The 19,102-nt window shown below is 43.4% G+C and carries 15 protein-coding genes; 4 read left to right on the forward strand and 11 right to left on the reverse strand.

Features of this window, described 5'->3' with window-relative positions:
* Nucleotides 1–429 precede the first annotated feature (429 nt).
* Together Vgang_RS09180 and dacB are read left to right on the forward strand one after the other, a co-directional pair.
* On the forward strand, nucleotides 430–1,482 hold the full coding sequence (locus tag Vgang_RS09180) for a porin (RefSeq protein ID WP_105900915.1): 1,053 nt from the start codon (nucleotides 430–432) through the stop codon (nucleotides 1,480–1,482).
* 109 nt (nucleotides 1,483–1,591) lie between these two features.
* Complete coding sequence (gene dacB / locus Vgang_RS09185) at nucleotides 1,592–2,998, forward strand: serine-type D-Ala-D-Ala carboxypeptidase (RefSeq protein WP_105900914.1); 1,407 nt, start codon at nucleotides 1,592–1,594, stop codon at nucleotides 2,996–2,998.
* Between the two features lie 426 nt (nucleotides 2,999–3,424).
* On the opposite strand, the gene carB is transcribed toward dacB, so the two are convergent.
* From carB to ffh, 8 genes are all read right to left on the reverse strand, one after another.
* Nucleotides 3,425–6,655 carry a carbamoyl-phosphate synthase large subunit gene (gene carB, locus Vgang_RS09190; RefSeq protein WP_105900913.1) on the reverse strand — a complete coding sequence of 1,077 codons (3,231 nt, stop codon included), beginning with the start codon at nucleotides 6,653–6,655 and terminating at the stop codon, nucleotides 3,425–3,427.
* Nucleotides 6,656–6,670: 15 nt separating this feature from the next.
* Complete coding sequence (carA, locus tag Vgang_RS09195; protein ID WP_105900912.1) at nucleotides 6,671–7,810, reverse strand: glutamine-hydrolyzing carbamoyl-phosphate synthase small subunit; 1,140 nt, start codon at nucleotides 7,808–7,810, stop codon at nucleotides 6,671–6,673.
* Nucleotides 7,811–8,371: 561 nt separating this feature from the next.
* Nucleotides 8,372–9,181 carry a 4-hydroxy-tetrahydrodipicolinate reductase gene (gene dapB, locus Vgang_RS09200; RefSeq protein ID WP_105900911.1) on the reverse strand — a complete coding sequence of 270 codons (810 nt, stop codon included), beginning with the start codon at nucleotides 9,179–9,181 and terminating at the stop codon, nucleotides 8,372–8,374.
* Nucleotides 9,182–9,705: 524 nt separating this feature from the next.
* The gene (gene rplS / locus Vgang_RS09205; protein ID WP_027697614.1) at nucleotides 9,706–10,059 is read right to left on the reverse strand and encodes a 50S ribosomal protein L19; all 354 of its coding nucleotides are present in this window, start codon (nucleotides 10,057–10,059) and stop codon (nucleotides 9,706–9,708) included.
* A 41-nt stretch (nucleotides 10,060–10,100) separates the two neighbouring features.
* Nucleotides 10,101–10,865, reverse strand: coding sequence for a tRNA (guanosine(37)-N1)-methyltransferase TrmD (gene trmD, locus Vgang_RS09210; RefSeq protein WP_105900910.1), 765 nt, complete (start codon nucleotides 10,863–10,865; stop codon nucleotides 10,101–10,103).
* Between the two features lie 28 nt (nucleotides 10,866–10,893).
* Nucleotides 10,894–11,424, reverse strand: a complete 531-nt coding sequence (gene rimM, locus Vgang_RS09215) for a ribosome maturation factor RimM (RefSeq protein WP_105900909.1) — start codon at nucleotides 11,422–11,424, stop codon at nucleotides 10,894–10,896.
* A 42-nt stretch (nucleotides 11,425–11,466) separates the two neighbouring features.
* A complete protein-coding gene (rpsP, locus tag Vgang_RS09220; RefSeq protein ID WP_105900934.1) occupies nucleotides 11,467–11,715 on the reverse strand; it encodes a 30S ribosomal protein S16 in 249 nt (82 codons plus the stop codon).
* Nucleotides 11,716–11,973: 258 nt separating this feature from the next.
* Nucleotides 11,974–13,353, reverse strand: a complete 1,380-nt coding sequence (gene ffh, locus Vgang_RS09225; protein ID WP_105900908.1) for a signal recognition particle protein — start codon at nucleotides 13,351–13,353, stop codon at nucleotides 11,974–11,976.
* Between the two features lie 418 nt (nucleotides 13,354–13,771).
* Here ffh and Vgang_RS09230 point away from each other — a divergent pair, with 418 nt between their 5' ends.
* Both Vgang_RS09230 and Vgang_RS09235 read left to right on the forward strand, forming a co-directional pair.
* Nucleotides 13,772–14,566 carry a cytochrome C assembly family protein gene (locus Vgang_RS09230; protein ID WP_105900907.1) on the forward strand — a complete coding sequence of 265 codons (795 nt, stop codon included), beginning with the start codon at nucleotides 13,772–13,774 and terminating at the stop codon, nucleotides 14,564–14,566.
* Between the two features lie 182 nt (nucleotides 14,567–14,748).
* Nucleotides 14,749–16,032, forward strand: a complete 1,284-nt coding sequence (locus Vgang_RS09235) for an HlyC/CorC family transporter (RefSeq protein ID WP_105900906.1) — start codon at nucleotides 14,749–14,751, stop codon at nucleotides 16,030–16,032.
* 273 nt (nucleotides 16,033–16,305) lie between these two features.
* Here Vgang_RS09235 and luxS read toward each other — a convergent pair whose 3' ends face one another.
* From luxS to gshA, 3 genes are read right to left on the reverse strand one after another with little or no spacing between them, the layout of a single operon-like run.
* Nucleotides 16,306–16,824, reverse strand: coding sequence for an S-ribosylhomocysteine lyase (luxS, locus tag Vgang_RS09240; RefSeq protein ID WP_105900905.1), 519 nt, complete (start codon nucleotides 16,822–16,824; stop codon nucleotides 16,306–16,308).
* Nucleotides 16,825–16,858: 34 nt separating this feature from the next.
* Nucleotides 16,859–17,470: a transglycosylase SLT domain-containing protein gene (locus tag Vgang_RS09245; protein WP_105900904.1), complete on the reverse strand. Its 612-nt coding sequence runs from the start codon at nucleotides 17,468–17,470 to the stop codon at nucleotides 16,859–16,861.
* Between the two features lies 1 nt (nucleotide 17,471).
* Entirely contained in the window at nucleotides 17,472–19,043 is a 1,572-nt protein-coding gene (gene gshA / locus Vgang_RS09250; RefSeq protein ID WP_105900903.1) for a glutamate--cysteine ligase, read from the reverse strand.
* Nucleotides 19,044–19,102 lie beyond the last annotated feature (59 nt).

Genomic DNA, 19,102 nt, shown 5'->3' on the forward strand with positions numbered 1-19,102 from the left:
AGAGTCATCATAAAAGTAAGACTTAAATCACATTTCGTTGAAATTATTGCTTTTTTCGAAAATTTAAAACTTTTCTAAAAAGCAATATTTTTTACCACTTTTCACGAGCAAAATCTAAAAAAAACAAAATAGAGACACAGATCACAAAAATAAAAAACCCCAAATTAACACCAAAAAAACAACAACTTAAAAGCAATAAAAACCAGTAACACGCTGACAATGAAGAATATTTACCTATTTTTATATTATTTGACTTCGCTATTGGGAACTTTCCGCGTAAAAAGAATTTCACAAAATTCAAGATGCAAGCTTTTGTATATTGACTAAATTATAGTGGTTGTCACGCAAACTTGCGTAGCAGCTTTAATAAAAGAGAGTAGCAAATACTCCTTTCTTATATGGAAAGTAAAAACAGTTAGGATTAATACAATGAAAAAAACTCTATTAGCTTTAGCAGTGGCCGCTGCTTCAGTATCAACTGCCGCTTCTGCAGCAACCATCTACAAAGATGACACTTCTACTTTAAACATGGGTGGCCGTGTTGAAGTTCGTGCTAACTTCTCTGATGCGAACAAGACTGATGCAGATGACAACATGTACAAAGATGCATCTCGTGTTCGTTTAAACATTGGCGGTGAGCAAAAGCTTAACGATGATATTTCTTTCATCGGTTTCACAGAATTTGAAGTTACAGAAAGTGATAAACCAGAAACAGATGATGCGGCATTTAATACTCGTTACCTATACGCGGGTGTATCTTCTCAAACTTACGGTGCTCTAACTTACGGCCACCAAGATAACGCATTCACTTACCTAACCAACTTCACCGATATGGCAGAAGTGTTCTCTGGTTACATCAACGAATACAACGTTGCAACGTCTGACCGTGCTAACAACGTTCTACGTTACGCATTCAACACGGATAAGCTAACTATCCAAGCAAGTGTTCAAGGTGACTCTGACTCAGACGGTACTGCTGTAACTCAAAATGCTGATGGCTTTGGTGTTATCGCAGCTTACAAAATCACAGACGCTATCGAGCTTGGTCTAGGTTACGCACAAACTGATGCTAATGCTGCTGGTTCAGATGCTGCTATCGCAGGTGGTACAGGAGACAACAACACTTACACAGCAGCCGTTCGTTACTCTAAAGATGGTATCTTATTAGCAGCAACATACCTAGGCGGTACAATCTCTACAGCTGACGGTTCTGCATTCGAATCTGATTTCAATGGTGCTGATGCTTACGCGGGTTACACTTTCGGTGATAACAACGTAAACATGACTTATAACTACTACAATGCAGATGAAGATACGTTTAATGCTCTAAATGTTAATAACATCAACCTTGAATACGCTCGTTACTTCGGTAATGCAACAGTGTACGGTGCATACCAATTTAACCTACTATCTGACGGCGATGCTGCTACAGATAACCAAACTGAAGACCAATTCCAAGTTGGTTTCCGTTACGCATTCTAATTTAATGCCTCTTAGAGGTTAAATAAGAATCTTCAAACGCCTACTTATTTTAGTAGGCGTTTTTGTTTATACTGAGCGCTCACACTCCTTCCTATTTCATGGATGATTCATGCGCTTATTGACTGTTTTTATTATCTTTTTTTCTTCATTAATTTCTGTTACCGTTCAAGCTGCACTAGAAAAACCACACTTTCCTAGCAGTGATATTTTGCCTGCGGGAACCCGCGTTGGTTTAATGGCTAAATCCCCCAGCTCAACCCTTCTATATCAAAATAACGATCAATTGTTCCCCCCCGCCAGCACCTTGAAATTATTCACCGCACTGGCAGCAAAAATAGAACTGGGTGACGATTATCGCTATATCACGACATTGGAACAAAAAGGCCAAGATATCATGCTACGCTTTAGTGGCGATCCTAGCCTAACCAGCACTGATATAGCTCAGCTGTTAAAAAATGCCAAGATTAGCCAAATCAAAGGCAACTTAATTATTGATAACAGTGCTTATACTGGTTATGAAAAAGGCGTGGGTTGGCCTTGGGATATTCTTGGGGTGTGTTACAGTACGCCGTCTAGCGCCATTACCATTGATGGCAACTGCGTAATGGGCTCGATTTACACCAATGCGGATGGAAGTACTCGCGCTTTCGTTCCCGATTTCCAACCCATCGATTTAACTACCTCGGCTGTCAGCGTATCTCGCAAGCAGCAGAAAGAGCAATATTGTGATTTAGAGTTAAGTACTAGCCCTAGCAATCAATATCATCTATCTGGCTGTTTAGTGAAACGCGAGCAACCACTTCCACTCAACTTTGCCGTGCAGAATGCTTTCCTATATGCCTCATCGAAACTAGAACATCTATTGAAAGATCAAAATATTAGACTAGCAGGGACGATAAAACTTTCTCAAAACGGGCTAACTAATACTAAAGTTTTAGCAAAGCATCAATCTGAGCCTTTGCCTGTTTTACTTGATCACATGCTAAAAGATTCTGACAATTCTTATGCAAACAACCTAACCAAAACCATTGGTGCACACTACTTTAAACAAGCGGGCTCATTTGCTAATGGCACTCAAGCAATCAAAGCGATCTTAAAAAAGAACGCAAAAGTCGATTTATCCAATGCGATTTTAGAGGATGGCTCCGGTCTTTCGCGTAACAACCGGGTTTCACCCAATCAAATTTATGACTTACTTAAATTCATCAAAGCCAACGATCATAAACTGGATTTCATTCGCTTGATGCCGACATCGGGTATTGATGGCACGTTAGAATATCGCTCCAGTATGCGTAAGCCACCAGTGCAAGGCCAGATCGTTGCCAAAAGTGGCTCTTTATTTGCCACACATAACATGGCTGGATTTGTTCTTAATGAAAAAGGCGTGCCCACCACAATGTTTGTTCAGTTGGTCACGGATTATTTCCCGGGCAAGAACACAAGCAACATTCCACCTATTACGCAATTTGAACAGGCGTTTTATCAGAATTTGATTAAGGCGACGGTGGAGAAATAACGGTACTCGTATCTAGGGCGCTTCGCTGCTTGTCACTCGGAAAAACAAGAGCGGTAAAAGCGGAGTCGGGATGCGGGGACGCTGCGCTCGGGAGCCGAAAAGCAAAGGATATGCTTTTGTATCGAATAGGTTTCGGTGCTCGTGTCTAGGGCGCTTCGCTGCTCGTTACTCGGAAAAGCAAGAGCGATAAAGCAGAGCCTTGTTGCGTGTTGCGTGTTGCGTGTTGCGTGTTGCGTGTTGCGTGAGTATTTTAAAATCAATGTAGTCGATATCAATGACCTTAATTTCATTCCTCGACACTTCCATTTTTACCTCGAGTAACGAGAAGCAAAGCAGCCGAATCTCGAGAAACGTAAACAAACAAAAACCCACTTTAGCTTCGCAACTAAAGTGGGTTCATTTTTATGATTTACTATCGCTTGCTTATTAGGCTAACGACGCTTTTACTTGCTCGTGTAACTCTTGTACTGAAGTTACGGTATTACGGTTATCTTCAGAGTGAGCCATACAAGTTGCAAAGGCTGCGTTCATCGTCGTGGTGTAGTTTACTTTCTCTTGTAGAGCACCACGGCGTAACACTTTTGAGTCTTCAATCGCTTGACGACCCGCAGCGGTGTTAATGATGTAGGTGTATTCATTGTTCTTGATACGGTCAAGAATATGAGGACGACCTTCATGCACTTTATTCACTAAACGAGGGTTAATGCCTGCTTCACCCAAAATGACTGCGGTACCATGAGTTGCATCTAACTGATAACCTAATTTAACCAGTTGTGCTGCTAGGTCTGCGACACGCTTCTTATCTTCTTCACGAACAGACAACAATGCGCGGCCACCTTCAGGGTAAACATTGCCAATGCCTAATTCTGCTTTCGCAAAGGCTTGAGCAAATGTTTTACCTACGCCCATCACTTCACCGGTTGAGCGCATTTCTGGGCCTAACAGTGGATCCACACCTGGGAACTTGTTAAACGGCAGAACCACTTCTTTCACAGAGTAATAAGGTGGAATGATCTCTTTAGTAAAGCCTTGCGCTTCTAGAGATTGTCCCGCCATGACGCGTGCTGCGATTTTCGCTAGTGGCGCACCCGTTGCTTTTGATACAAACGGTACGGTACGTGCTGCACGAGGGTTAACTTCGATTAGGTAGACTTGACCATCTTTTACGGCAAACTGCGTATTCATCAAGCCGCGAACACCAAGTTCGAAAGCGAGCTTCTCAACTTGCTCACGCATCACATCTTGGATTTCTTGACTTAATGTATAAGCTGGAAGTGAACATGCTGAGTCACCAGAGTGAACACCCGCTTGTTCGATGTGCTCCATGATGCCGCCGATAACCACTCGCTCACCGTCACAAATCGCATCGATATCGACTTCTACTGCGTCATCCAAGAACAAGTCAAGAAGCACTGGAGACTCGTTTGATACGCTCACCGCTTCGTTGAAGTAGCGACGTAGATCTTGTTCGTCGTATACGATTTCCATCGCACGACCACCTAGAACGTAAGACGGACGAACCACTAATGGGTAGCCAATTTCACGTGCTTTTTCTACCGCTTGCTCTAGTGTTGTTACGGTTGCGTTTTGTGGTTGTAGCAAACCTAAACGCTCAACCGCTGCTTGGAAGCGCTCACGGTCTTCAGCGCGGTCGATTGCATCTGGGCTAGTACCGATAATTGGCACACCAGCGGCTTCTAATGCACGAGCCAGTTTAAGCGGAGTTTGACCACCGTACTGTACAATCACACCTTTTGGTTTTTCGATACGAACGATTTCTAATACGTCTTCAAGCGTAACTGGCTCGAAATATAAACGGTCTGAAGTATCGTAATCGGTCGATACTGTTTCTGGGTTACAGTTGACCATGATAGTTTCGTAACCGTCTTCACGCAGTGCAAGTGATGCATGAACACAACAGTAATCGAATTCGATACCTTGACCAATACGGTTTGGACCACCGCCCAATACCATGATCTTATCTTTGTCAGAAGGATTCGCTTCACACTCTTCATCATAAGATGAGTACATGTAAGCCGTATCCGATGAGAACTCAGCAGCACAAGTATCAACACGCTTGTAAACTGGGTGAATGTTGTATTGCTCACGAGCGCGGCGAATTTCGCTTTCCGCTACACCTAACAATTTCGCCAGACGTGCATCACCGAAACCTTTACGCTTCATCTTGCGCAATACTTCTTCGTTAAGGCCAGCGTAACCTCCCGCTTTCACTTCTTGTTCAAGTTTGACGATTTCTTCAATTTGAACCAAGAACCAGCGGTCAATGTTAGTTAGGTTAAATACGCCGTCTACAGACATACCTGCGCGGAATGCATCCGCGATGTACCAAATACGGTCACAGCCAGCGTCTTTTAATTCTTGGCGGATTTTAGTGAGTGCATCAGGTGCATCCAAATCCACCATTTCATCAAAACCGTTACGGCCAACTTCTAAGCCACGAAGCGCTTTTTGCAATGATTCTTGTTGGTTACGGCCAATTGCCATCACCTCACCCACTGACTTCATTTGCGTGGTTAGGCGGTCATTCGCACCGGCAAATTTTTCGAAGTTAAAACGAGGAATTTTAGTCACAACGTAGTCGATAGTTGGTTCGAATGATGCTGGAGTCGCGCCGCCAGTAATGTCGTTCATCAACTCATCAAGGGTGTAACCTACTGCCAGTTTCGCTGCGATTTTCGCAATTGGGAAACCTGTTGCTTTAGAAGCCAATGCAGAAGAGCGAGATACACGTGGGTTCATTTCGATGATAACCATACGGCCATCTTTCGGGTTGATACCAAATTGTACGTTTGAACCACCGGTTTCTACACCAATCTCACGCAATACTGCTAGAGAAGCGTTACGCATCAATTGATATTCTTTATCCGTTAGAGTTTGAGCTGGCGCAACTGTGATTGAGTCACCAGTGTGAATACCCATGGCGTCAAAGTTTTCGATAGAACATACGATGATACAGTTATCCGCTTTATCGCGTACCACTTCCATTTCGTATTCTTTCCAACCGATCAAAGATTCATCAATCAGTAGTTCATTCGTTGGAGAAAGATCTAAGCCACGGCGACAGATTTCTTCAAACTCTTCTTTGTTATACGCGATGCCACCACCAGTACCACCCATAGTAAATGAAGGGCGGATTATACAAGGGAAGCCAACCATATCGAGAACTTTGTAAGCTTCTTCCATCGATTTAGCGGTATCAGCACGCGGACACTCAAGGCCGATAGATTTCATTGCTTTATCGAAGCGAGAACGGTCTTCCGCTTTATCAATTGCATCGGCAGTTGCACCAATCATTTCCACGCCAAACTCAGCAAGTACGCCGTGTTTTTCTAGGTCAAGTGCACAGTTTAGAGCGGTTTGACCACCCATAGTTGGCAATACTGCATCTGGGCGTTCTTTAGCAATGATGTTGCGAACCACTTCCCAGTGAATTGGCTCGATGTAAGTGGCATCGGCCATTTCAGGGTCAGTCATGATGGTTGCTGGGTTTGAGTTAACCAAAATAACTCGGAAACCTTCTTCACGAAGCGCTTTACATGCTTGAGCACCAGAGTAGTCAAACTCACAAGCCTGGCCGATAACAATTGGGCCTGCACCTAGGATCAGTACGCTTTTTATGTCAGTACGTTTTGGCATTTTTACTACTCCAAGTTACGCTTTGTGTTGTTTGATAAGTTCGATGAAGTGGTCAAATAATGGCGCAGCATCATGTGGACCTGGGCTAGCTTCTGGGTGACCTTGGAAGCTAAATGCTGGCTTATCGGTACGGTGGATACCTTGTAGCGAGCCATCAAATAGAGACTTATGTGTCGCACGTAGGTTGTCTGGTAATGTCGCTTCATCCGCAGCAAAGCCATGGTTTTGCGAAGTAATCATCACCACATTGCGGTCTAAATCTTTAACTGGGTGGTTAGCACCATGGTGACCAAACTTCATTTTCACCGTTTTCGCACCTGACGCGAGAGCAAGAATTTGGTGACCTAAACAGATACCAAAAATTGGTAAGCCTTTTTCAAGGAAAGTTTGAGTTGCCTCAATCGCATAAGTACATGGCTCTGGGTCACCTGGGCCATTGGATAGGAAAACACCATCCGGATTAAGCGCCAGTACTTCTTCAGCAGAGGTTTCAGCAGGCACAACCGTTAAACGACAGCCACGGTCAACCAACATACGCAGGATGTTACGTTTTGCACCGAAGTCGTAAGCGACAACGTGGTATGGCAACTCAGAATCCGCTTTCACTTCAGGAAGGCCACCAGTTAACGTCCAAGAACCTTGTTTCCAAGCGTAAGACTCTTTCGTCGATACAACTTTGGCAAGATCCATACCTTTTAGACCTGGAAATTCTTTCGCCTTAGTAAGCGCTAGTACTTCATCTAAATTGCTGCCCGCGACGATACAACCGTTTTGCGCACCTTTTTCACGCAAGATACGTGTTAATTTGCGAGTATCGATATCAGCGATGCCAACAATATTTTGAGACTTTAAGTATTCAGAAAGGGTTTGTTCACTGCGGAAGTTTGAAGCAATAAGAGGAAGATCACGGATAACTAAGCCTTGAGCGTGGATTGAAGAGGACTCTTCATCTTCTGAGTTAGTACCGGTATTGCCAATGTGGGGATAAGTTAGAGTAACGATTTGCTGTGAATAAGAAGGATCAGTGAGGATTTCTTGATACCCCGTCATCGAGGTATTAAAAACAACTTCTCCAACGGCGGACCCATCAGCTCCAATGGATTGACCGCGGAACACTGTCCCATCTTCTAGGACTAACAGTGCGGAATTACTCAAGATAACCTCCAGAATAAATATGCAAAATAAACGTATAAGCTCTCGCTCTCATCATACTAAATCGCCATAAGTATGGAATTTAGGTAAATTGGCGTTATTCTAGAGATGCTAAATAATTGTGTCAATAGGCGGCAAAAAAGAAATTTAACTTTTAACCATACATAAATAAATTATCGACTGTAACCCCCGAAAACTACAATCTTCTTTTCTAATAAAGCACATTTAGATAAAGTTTACTTAACCACATCACTTTAGACAGTTTTTTGACCAGACAACAAATTAAATAAGAGCATTTAGCCAAAAACAACAGAGATAAACCTCACTTTTAACCATCAAACCCAAAAACCAACCCCAAGAAAACAAAATAACAACTTTTAATTTTGACGTAATCGTTTCTTTTAAAAGTTAAAAACAACAAAAAAGCCGCTCATTATATGAGCAGCTTTAGTGAACTTATCTTTTTGAATGTTTATCTAAAACAGAGATAATGAATATTCCTGCACTTTAAGCATAAGCACAGTTAAGTTCTTCTAAGCATAAGCACAGTTAAGTTCTTCATTGTTATAAATCATTCAGACCGAGCACATCCTGCATAGTAAAAAAGCCACTTTGCTGGACGTTTAACCATACTGCTGCTTTGATTGCACCATTGGCAAATGTCATACGATCCGTGGCTTTATGAGTAATCTCAACACGCTCACCAATATCGGCAAACATAGCGGTATGTTCACCAATAATGTCACCAGCACGAATGGTCGCAAAACCAATCTCATCCTTAGTACGCTCACCGGTAATACCTTCGCGAGCATAGACAGCAACATCACTGAGCTTATTGCCCATCGCACCGGCGATCGCTTCCCCCATACCTAAAGCCGTGCCTGATGGTGCATCCACTTTATGACGGTGGTGGGCTTCAACGATTTCGATATCACAATAGTCCCCCATCACTTTGGCTGCTTTCTCTAACAGCTTGAACATCAGGTTCACACCTACGCTATAATTCGGCGCCATGACAATCGCAATTTCTGTTGCTGCTTGCTCAATGATTTGCTTTTCTTGCTCAGAGAATCCCGTGGTACCAATCACGATTTTCTTACCGTACTGTTTACACAGTTCAATATTGGCAAGCGTGCTCACTGGTGCTGTGAAATCGACAATCACGTCAAATTGATCGATAACTTTTGCTAAATCATCCACCAGAGTAACGTCAAACTTCCCTTCACCTACTAATTCACCGAGATCCACACCCACTAATGAAGATTGTGGTCTTTCTGACCCCGCGCCCACTTGAGCGTCTGAATTTAAGTCAGCGGCTTTCACTAGATTTCGGCCCATGCGGCCAGCTGCGCCTGCAATCGCAATACGTACCATTGCGTCTCTCTCCTTTGATGATTTTATTACAAGGAATGTAGCTTTTTTGGAAAAGAATGGGAAGGAGAAAAGCGTTTTCGTGGCTCGTGTCTAGAGCGCCTCGCTTCTCGTGGCTCGGAAAAGCAAAAGCAGTAAAAGCGGAGCGGGGTTACGAGGACGCTGCGCTCGAGAGCCGAGAATAATGTTGCGTGTTGCGTGTTGCGTGTTGCGTGTTGCGTGTTGCGTGTTGCGTGTTGCGTGTTGCGTGAAGAAAATTATTACTAGCTGAAGCAACTGACAACAAATTAAAATTATTGTTTTTTATAAATAATGCACAACGTGGTGCTTTTTACTCGCAACACGAAGCGAAGCGCTCTCGGATCTCGTATCAGGTGCATACAAAAACACAGCGATCGCTGATAACCTTTTCCTAGCAACGAGTGACGAGAAGCGAAGCGAGCCTAGCTGCGCAGCGCCCCGCTCTTAAACACACAAAAAAACGGGCCCCAATGGGACCCGTTTTATCTATGAGAACGCAGCGTGCGTTACTTTTTAGCCAACTTCTCTTTGATACGAGCTGACTTACCAGAACGCTCACGTAGGTAGTACAATTTGGCACGACGTACTGCACCACGACGCTTAACTTCAATGCTATCAACCATTGGAGAGTGAGTTTGGAATGCACGCTCAACGCCTTCACCGTTCGAGATTTTACGAACTGTGAATGCTGAGTGAAGACCACGGTTACGCTTAGCGATAACTACGCCTTCGAATGCCTGTAGACGCTCACGGTCGCCTTCTTTAACTTTAACCTGAACTACAACAGTGTCACCTGGTGCAAATGCAGGGATGTCTTGTTTCATTTGCTCTTCTTCAAGAGCTTTGATGATATTACTCATGTTTCTATTTCCTAGATTAAACTGATACTAAATTTATTAGGCTAGTTGCTTCTATCTTTATTATCTAAAGACCGCTGTTCGGTAATGAACTGCGCCAGCAATTGTTCCTGTTCGTCAGTCAGAGCTAGGTTTTCCAGAAGCTCTGGTCTTCTAAGCCAAGTACGGCCCAGCGATTGTTTTAATCGCCAGCGACGAATGTCCTCATGGTTTCCGGAAGTAAGCACACTAGGCACTTGCTTACCGTTTAACACTTCAGGACGTGTGTAGTGTGGGCAATCTAATAAGCCATTAGCAAAAGAATCTTCTTCTGCCGACGCAAAATCTCCAAGTACGCCCGGTACAAACCGAGACACTGAATCAATTAACGTCATGGCTGGGATTTCCCCACCCGTCATTACAAAATCACCAATTGACCATTCTTCGTCAACGTATGATTGAATAATGCGCTCATCTACTCCTTCATATCGGCCACAAATCAGAATCAAGTTCTCGTTTGTTGCCAATTCTTCGACTCCTTGTTGGTCGAGTTTACGACCTTGAGGAGATAAGTAGATCACTTTCGCCTTATTCGGTGCGGCTTGTTTAGCTGTATTAATGGCATCGCTCAAAGGCTGAACCATCATTAACATGCCAGGGCCACCACCATAAGGTCTATCATCAACAGTGCGATGTTTATCATGAGTGAAATCACGAGGATTCCATGTTTCTAATGATAAAAGACCTTTTTTTACCGCTTGACCAGTCACACCATACTCAGATACGGCTCGGAACATGTCGGGAAATAGGCTAATAATGCCAATCCACATTGCGTTACTCGCTTATCTGTTAGTGCGATTAGAATCCAGGATCCCAGTCAACTTCGATCCGTTGAGCTTGGCGATCAACATTTTTGATCACTTGCTCTTCAAGGAACGGAATTAAACGTTCCTTTTGACCAAAAGCATCTTTTAAATTTGCTTTCACTACCAAAACATCATTTGAGCCTGTTTCCATCAAATCAGTGACTTCACCTAAGTGATATCCCTGTGTTGTGTAAACTTGCATACCAAACAATTCACGCCAGTAGAATTCTTCTTCTGACAATGGTGGTAGTGCGACTGGATCAATCAAGATTTCCACGTTAGCGAATAATTGCGCTTCTTCACGGACATCAACGCCTTCAAGCTTACAAACATAACCATTGTTATGGCGTTTCCAGCTCTCAACTTTAAATTCAACCAGCTTACCCTTTTGTTTAATAAACCAAGGGGCATATTCAAAAATACTTTCAGCATTATCGGTATAGGAAAAAACTTTAAGCCAACCACGAATGCCGTAAGAAGAACCTAGCTTACCTACTACAATTTTTTCGTTTTGTTCACTCATGTTTTTAACCTTTAACCGTTACAGCGTGATAAGTGCTAATAATTAAGCCGCTTTTTGAGCGTCTTTAACTAGTTTAGCAACACGGTCAGATACAGATGCGCCTTGACCAACCCAGTGGTTAACGCGATCTAGGTCTAGACGTAGACCTTCTTCTTGACCTTTAGCTGTAGGGTTAAAGAAACCTACGTTTTCAATGTAGCGGCCAGTTGCTGCACAACGGCTGTCAGCTACAACGATTTGATAAAATGGACGCTTCTTAGCGCCGTGACGTGCCAAACGAATGGTTACCATGTCGTCCTCTTTTGCTTTCTCAATAATTAAATTAGCCCCAAACATGGTTTTTCTCACTCACAAAACATGAGGATAAAAACTAACTTGGGGCCTCGTGCCAAAATAAAGCCCCCGAATTTTACTCTTATTACGAGTCAATGCAAGGGCTTTAGATATTTTTGTCACCAATTCAACTACAACAGTAGCGAATTAATGATGATTTTTTGCTCATGGCGAATTGTGACAGACTTCACATTGAATGTCATTACACTCGTGGAATTAACGACCAAAGCCGCCAAAACCACCACCGCCCATGCCACCCATCATGCCTTGCATATTGCGCATCATGCCTTTCATGCCACCTTTCTGCATTTTCTTCATCATTTTCTGCATTTGGGTGAATTGTTTTAGCATGCGGTTTACGTCTTGCACTTGAGTACCAGAACCGGCTGCAATACGTTTCTTACGTGAACCTTTGATTAATTCTGGGTGTTGACGTTCTTTCATGGTCATAGAGTTAATCATGGCTTCCATCTGAGTGAACATCTTGTCATCCACTTGATCTTTTACATTAGCCGGTAGATTTCCCATGCCTGGCAGCTTATTCATCATGCCTGCCATGCCGCCCATGTTTTTCATTTGGCCAAGTTGTTCGCGGAAGTCTTCAAGGTCAAACCCTTTCTTCTGCTTGAACTTCTTCGCCATTTTCTCGGCTTTTTCTTTATCGACGTTACGTTCTAAATCTTCAATTAAAGAAAGAACGTCGCCCATACCAAGAATACGAGAAGCAACGCGATCTGGGTGGAAAGCTTCTAATGCATCGGTTTTCTCACCGACACCCAAGAATTTGATTGGTTTACCAGTAATATGACGAACCGATAGCGCCGCACCACCACGAGCATCACCATCCACTTTGGTTAGGATCACACCGGTGAGAGGCAGTGCATCACCAAACGCTTTGGCTGTGTTGGCGGCATCTTGACCTGTCATGGCGTCAACCACGAACAAGGTTTCAACTGGCTTGATGGCGGTGTGTAGTGCTTGAATCTCTGCCATCATTTCTTCATCGACCGCTAAACGACCCGCGGTATCGAGAATTACAACGTCATAAAATTTCTTTTTAGCATGATCAATTGCCGCATTGGCAATATCAATCGGCTTCTGATCAGCGCTTGATGGGAAGAAATCTGTGCCAACTTCATTGGCTAGCGTTTCAAGTTGCTTGATTGCCGCAGGACGATATACGTCGGCAGACACAACCAAAACTTTCTTTTTATCACGCTCGGTTAATAATTTAGACAGTTTACCGACACTGGTGGTTTTACCTGCACCCTGCAAACCCGCCATTAAGATCACGGCTGGCGGCTGAGCGGCTAGGTTCAGTGCTTCATTCGATTCGCCCATGACCGATTCAAGTTCAGCTTGAACGATCTTAATAAATTCTTGCCCTGGCGTTAAAGATTTTGAAACTTCAATCCCAACCGCACGCTCTTTCACTTGCTTAACGAAGTCGCGTACTACTGGCAATGCAACATCCGCTTCAAGTAATGCCATGCGCACTTCACGCAGGGTATCTTTGATGTTGTCTTCAGTTAGTCGCCCTTTACCACTGATGTTTTTCAGTGTCTGGGACAGTCTTTCAGTTAAATTATCAAACATGATTTTGCCTAAATAACAGTAAATCAAATCGAAAGCTGAACCGTATTGAGACTCAAGATATTTCAGCTTTACATAAATTATACAGCCCTAATATTTGACGTTGCCGCCGACGAATGAACCTCGTCAATTAAGCAACCGCTTCAAGTAGGTAGGGATGAGTTAGCCTATTGGCATACAATTGCGCCACAGTATACCGATGCTGGCGCTTGGTTTCACTGACTTTCCTAACTTTGGCTATTTTTTCTTCTGTGATCGCTGCCAATTCATTCCAACTCAATGCTAGTATGATAACCTTAGCTCGTTAAAAATAGCCTAACCTCACTCACTACAGCTGAGGTTAGCTAAAGCAGAAAACCTTAGATAGCTTGCTCGCTGCGAGTTATACTGTTGCACTCTATGGATTTATTCAATCGCTGATATGGAAAATATTCTCTCAATTATTGCCGTCATTTTATATTTTGCTGCTACATGCACGATTGTTCCGGGCTTGGTTCAACGCTCGGGCATTAGCATCAAACTCGTCTTTACATTTGCAGCCTTAGCTCTGGCCACTCATGGCTGGTTAATCAGCGATCTCATATTAAACCCAAATGGGCAAAATATGAGTATTCTTAATGTTGCCTCTTTAATTGGGTTTATCATTTGTTTTGTGCTCACGGTTTCGATGTGGAAAACCCGACTTTGGTTTCTGCTTCCAGTCGTTTACAGCTTTGCTGCCATCAACTTATGTGCGGCCACCTTCTTACCGAGTACCTTCATTACTCACTTTGAAGGAAAAATTGAATTATTAGCCCATATTACAATTGCACTATTCTCCTATTCAACGCTGACAATAGGCGCATTATTTGCACTGCAATTGGCTTGGCTCGATCATCAACTTAAGCGTAAGAAGTCCTTAGTGATTAACCCGAACCTCCCTCCATTAATGATGGTGGAGCGACACCTTTTCAAGATCATCTTGGTTGGCACAGTCTTATTAACCGCAACATTAATTACAGGCGTTATCTATACCGAAGGTATGTTCTCAACGCAAAATGCACATAAAAGTGTCTTAACATTTATCGCTTGGGTTCTATACTGCATATTGCTGTGGGGACATTATCGTCAAGGTTGGCGAGGGAAAAGAGTGCTATGGCTATCAATCAGTGGAACCACGCTACTGACGTTAGCCTACTTTGGTAGCCGCTTTGTGCGCGAAATCATTTTAAGCTAAGAAAGAATTTTTTAATTTAAGACATAATTTTAAACGAAATAGTTATGCTGGAATTCCCCTATCTATTGACAGGGTACTCAGATTTCGTCATAACTGCATATCTTCAAATCACTGAAGGTTGTTGAATCTAACTCTGAATACCAACAACACTAATTACATAATAATCGAAGGAAAACCTAAGTTTGGGTGAAATATCAACGGGGCTGCTGTTTGCCCTACTTGCAATTCTGATCCTCATTTCCGCCTATTTCTCCAGTTCGGAAACAGGCATGATGGCGCTAAACCGCTATCGTTTACGACACTTAGCCAACCAAGGTCATAAGGGGGCTAAACGCGTTGAGTCTTTATTAGAGCGCCCGGATCGCTTAATTGGTTTGATCCTAATCGGTAATAACCTCGTCAATATTTTAGCGTCTGCTATTGCGACCATCATTGGTATGCGCCTTTATGGCGATTATGGTGTCGCCATTGCAACAGGTGTATTGACACTGGTGATTCTCGTTTTTGCTGAAATCACACCAAAAACCTTAGCCGCGCTTTACCCTGAGCGAGTGTCGTACACCAGCAGTATTTTGCTGCGCATTCTAATGAAGTTACTGGCACCATTAGTCTTCTTGGTGAACTTAATCACGAACGGATTATTGCGTTTACTCGGTGTCCGAGCCAATGATTCTGCGGGCGATCCACTAAGCTCAGAAGAGTTACGTACCGTAGTAAATGAAGCGGGCAGCCTGATCCCTCGTCGTCACCAAGACATGCTGATTTCTATCCTCGATCTTGAGCATGTGACCGTGAATGACATCATGGTGCCGCGCAATGAGATTACCGGCATTGATATCAACGATGATTGGAAGTCGATTGTTCGTCAATTAACTCACTCTGCGCATGGTCGTGTTGTGTTATACCGAGATCAAATCGATGAAGTGGTCGGCATGCTGCGTCTGCGTAAAGCCTACCGATTAATGTTAGAGAAAAACGAATTTAATAAAGAGACACTACTGCGTGCAGCGGATGAAGTGTATTTCATTCCAGAAGCCACACCACTCAACGTTCAGCTATTAAAGTTCCAACGCAATAAAGAACGAATTGGCATGATCGTAGACGAATATGGCGACATTATTGGTCTCATCACCCTTGAAGATATTCTGGAAGAAATCGTCGGTGAATTTACTACCTCAATGTCACCGAGTTTGGCCGATGAAATCACGCCACAAAGTGACGGTAGCTACCTCATTGAAGGCAGTGCCAACATTCGTGATATTAACAAAGGCTTAAACTGGAAACTGCCTACTGATGGCCCACGCACCTTAAATGGTTTGGTGCTTGAACATTTAGAAGACATCCCAGAAAGCTACCTCAGCATCGAAATTGCTAACCACAAGATGGAGCTGATTGAGATTGCAGAGAATAAGATCAAGTTAGTGAAAGTGTACCCAGCCAAGAAGAAGCCGAAGAAGGTGCATTAACGTTTCTCGGTACTCGGGCGCTTCGCTGCTCGTAGCTCGAATTAAAAGCCTTTCAACAAACAGCCCTCAACTGCCTTAGCTGAGGGCTGTTTTATTTAAGCAAGATTAATGGATCTCGTGTCTCAGTCGCGCTGCTGATCGTAGCTCGGTCTTAACCAGAAAGTAATCTTATCAAAAAGGGCCCTTAGCTTGTTATAAGCTGAGGGCCCTTTGTTTTTAAATGCTTATTCTAGAAACGAGCAGCGTAGCGCCCGTCCCTCGAAAACCGAGTTCTTAATCTACTTTTAGCTCTTGCAGCATCGTTTCCGGCAACGCTAGCTCGTCATTTTTGTTCACACTAATACCCGCTGCAATGATTTGCTTTGCGATCTCTTGCGCTTCATTGAGTGAGTGCATGGAATATGTACCACATTGGTATTCGTTCAGTTCAGGGATCTTGTTCTGATCTTCAACTTTTAGCACATCTTCCATTGCCGCTAACCATGCATCAGCCACTTGTTGCTCGCTTGGCGTACCAATTAAGCTCATGTAAAAACCCGTGCGGCAACCCATTGGTGAGATATCAATGATTTCGACATCTGAGCCATTAAGGTGAGCACGCATAAAGCCAGCATACAGGTGCTCAAGCGTATGGATGCCTTTTTCTGACAGAATATCTTTGTTTGGAATACAAAAACGTAAATCGAAAACAGTAATTGTGTCCCCTTTTGGTGTTTGCATTGTTTTCGCAACACGCACCGCTGGCGCATTCATACGAGTATGGTCAACGGTAAAACTATCTAATAGAGGCATTGCTGTTTCTCCTAAATCTATTCGAGCAACTGGCTTAAAACCAACTGCGGTTATCTTCTAATTCGGCTTGGCACTGTTTGAGTTGCCAACCATAATCTTTTGCGGTTTGCTCAACACGCCTCGCCACTTTGATTAGTGCCGGCTTTTGAGCATACGTTTTTCGTTTAAATCCGCCACGACCATCGTGGTAGGCAAGATATTGGCTATAGGTATCCCACTTAGAAATACCGAGCGCTTTTTGTGAACCATCAATATACCAACCGATAAACATGATGGAATCACCAAAATCATCACGTGAAGACCAAGAGCTGACTTCGTCTTGATATTCAGACCATACTGGATCTTGCGCCTGAGCATAACCATAAGCGCTACTGACTCGTCCCCAAGGAATAAAACCAAGAAAATAATAACGAGGCGGTTTAGCATCACCGACAAACGCACTTTCTTGTTTCATAAATGCCATCGATATTTGAATCGGTACACCGTATTCATCATTCATATCTAAGGCATCTTCATACCAATCAGGGTATTGGCGGAAAATATCACACAAATTACTCTGATTGCTTGGGGGTGGCGTTGCACATCCGACTAATAGCAGGCTTGATGCTAAGACTAACCATCCTGTTATTAACCGTAATGTCACCATATTATTCTTTCACGAGATAAGAAAAGTAATCCGCGAGAAAATCATCAAAGCTCAATGTATCCGCTTGTTCAATCTGCTGCTGTTGTTGGCGCGAATGCACCACTTCTTCTTCCATCATGGATTGATTATAGATCTGGTATTGATGCGCAAGCAATTCAGCACGGTATTGCTCACCCAATTGACAGCCAACTTTACCGATGCCACCCGCTTCGCGAATTGCATTCAATAAACGCCCTGACATAGTAAGCTCAGGATCATCAATCCAAGAGGTTAATGTTTGGCAAACGCTTTGGTACTCATTACCACCGTGGGCTTTATCCATTTCAATTGCAATTTCAGTCAATTGCTCAAAAATCAACTTACCCCAATGCACCAAAGAATTCGGCTCTTGATCGCAGCATAATTTAAAAGATAAACCTGGCTTACGACCTTCTAAAATCACATTGTTCCAATTTGAGCGCCAGCAATCTAAGTCACCTGGTTTCATTGGTGCTGAATCTTTTAAGCCGCACCAAGTCACAAATAAATCTAAAAACAACACTTGCTCTTTGGAGACGCCAATCGGGCTGAATGGATTCACATCCAGCGAACGGACTTCAATGTACTCCACCCCACCGCGCTTTAAGGCTTCCGATGGTTTTTCACCATTTTTGGCTACGCGCTTAGGACGAATAGGTGCGTACAGTTCGTTCTCAATTTGCAGCACATTGCTATTTAATTGACGATGTTCACCATCCACTTTCACGCCAAGTTTCGCGAAACGTTCTGATGGTTTATGCATAGCCGCTTTCAAGCCTTGCAAGTATTCCGGCAGGCTGTTAAATCCGATATGCAAATCGCTTTGCGCACTGTTGGTATAACCTAGATCACTTAAGCGTAATGCCGTGGCATAAGGTAAATACAAGGTTTTACCAATCTTTTCGAATGGTAGCCCTGTCTCACGGCCTTTGACAAATGATGGGCACAACGCCGGTGAAGCGCCGAATAAGTATGGAATGATCCAACCGTAGCGATAATAATTACGAATCAGTGCAAAGTAGCCTTCTGATTTGGTTTCTGCTCGCTGCGCTTCATCTTGTTCACCGTACAGACTATCCCAATAACTCTCTGGAAAGGAAAAGTTAAAATGTACGCCAGAGATAATTTGCATCAAGCTGCCATAGCGGTGCTTCAAACCTTGGCGGTACAAGTTCTTCATACGACCCGAGTTTGATGTGCCATATTCAGCAAGTGGGATCTGAGTTTCATCACTGACAAAACATGGCATAGACATTGGCCACAGTTTTTCTTCACCCATTTTGGTCATGGTGAAATGATGCACATCTTTCAATTGTTGCAACAACTCATCGACATCGTTCGATACTGGAGTAATGAATTCTAATAAAGATTCAGAGAAATCTGTGGTTATCCATTTATTGGTTAAAGCAGAGCCAAGCGCTTGAGGGTGCGGTGTCAAAGCTAGCTGATCATTTGCGTCATAGCGTAACGCTTCACGCTCGATTCCACGTCCAAATTGCTTAAAGGTCTCAGGGTTGCGAGCAACTTGCTGAAGGCGTGCAGAAAAGTCGGTCAAAATAGCACTCACTTATGGTGGTTGGCGATCCGGGTAGGATAGTCATTCTAGACAACAAT

Origin of the sequence: Vibrio gangliei, from assembly GCF_026001925.1 — a bacterium.
In the GTDB taxonomy this organism is placed as follows: domain Bacteria; phylum Pseudomonadota; class Gammaproteobacteria; order Enterobacterales; family Vibrionaceae; genus Vibrio; species Vibrio gangliei.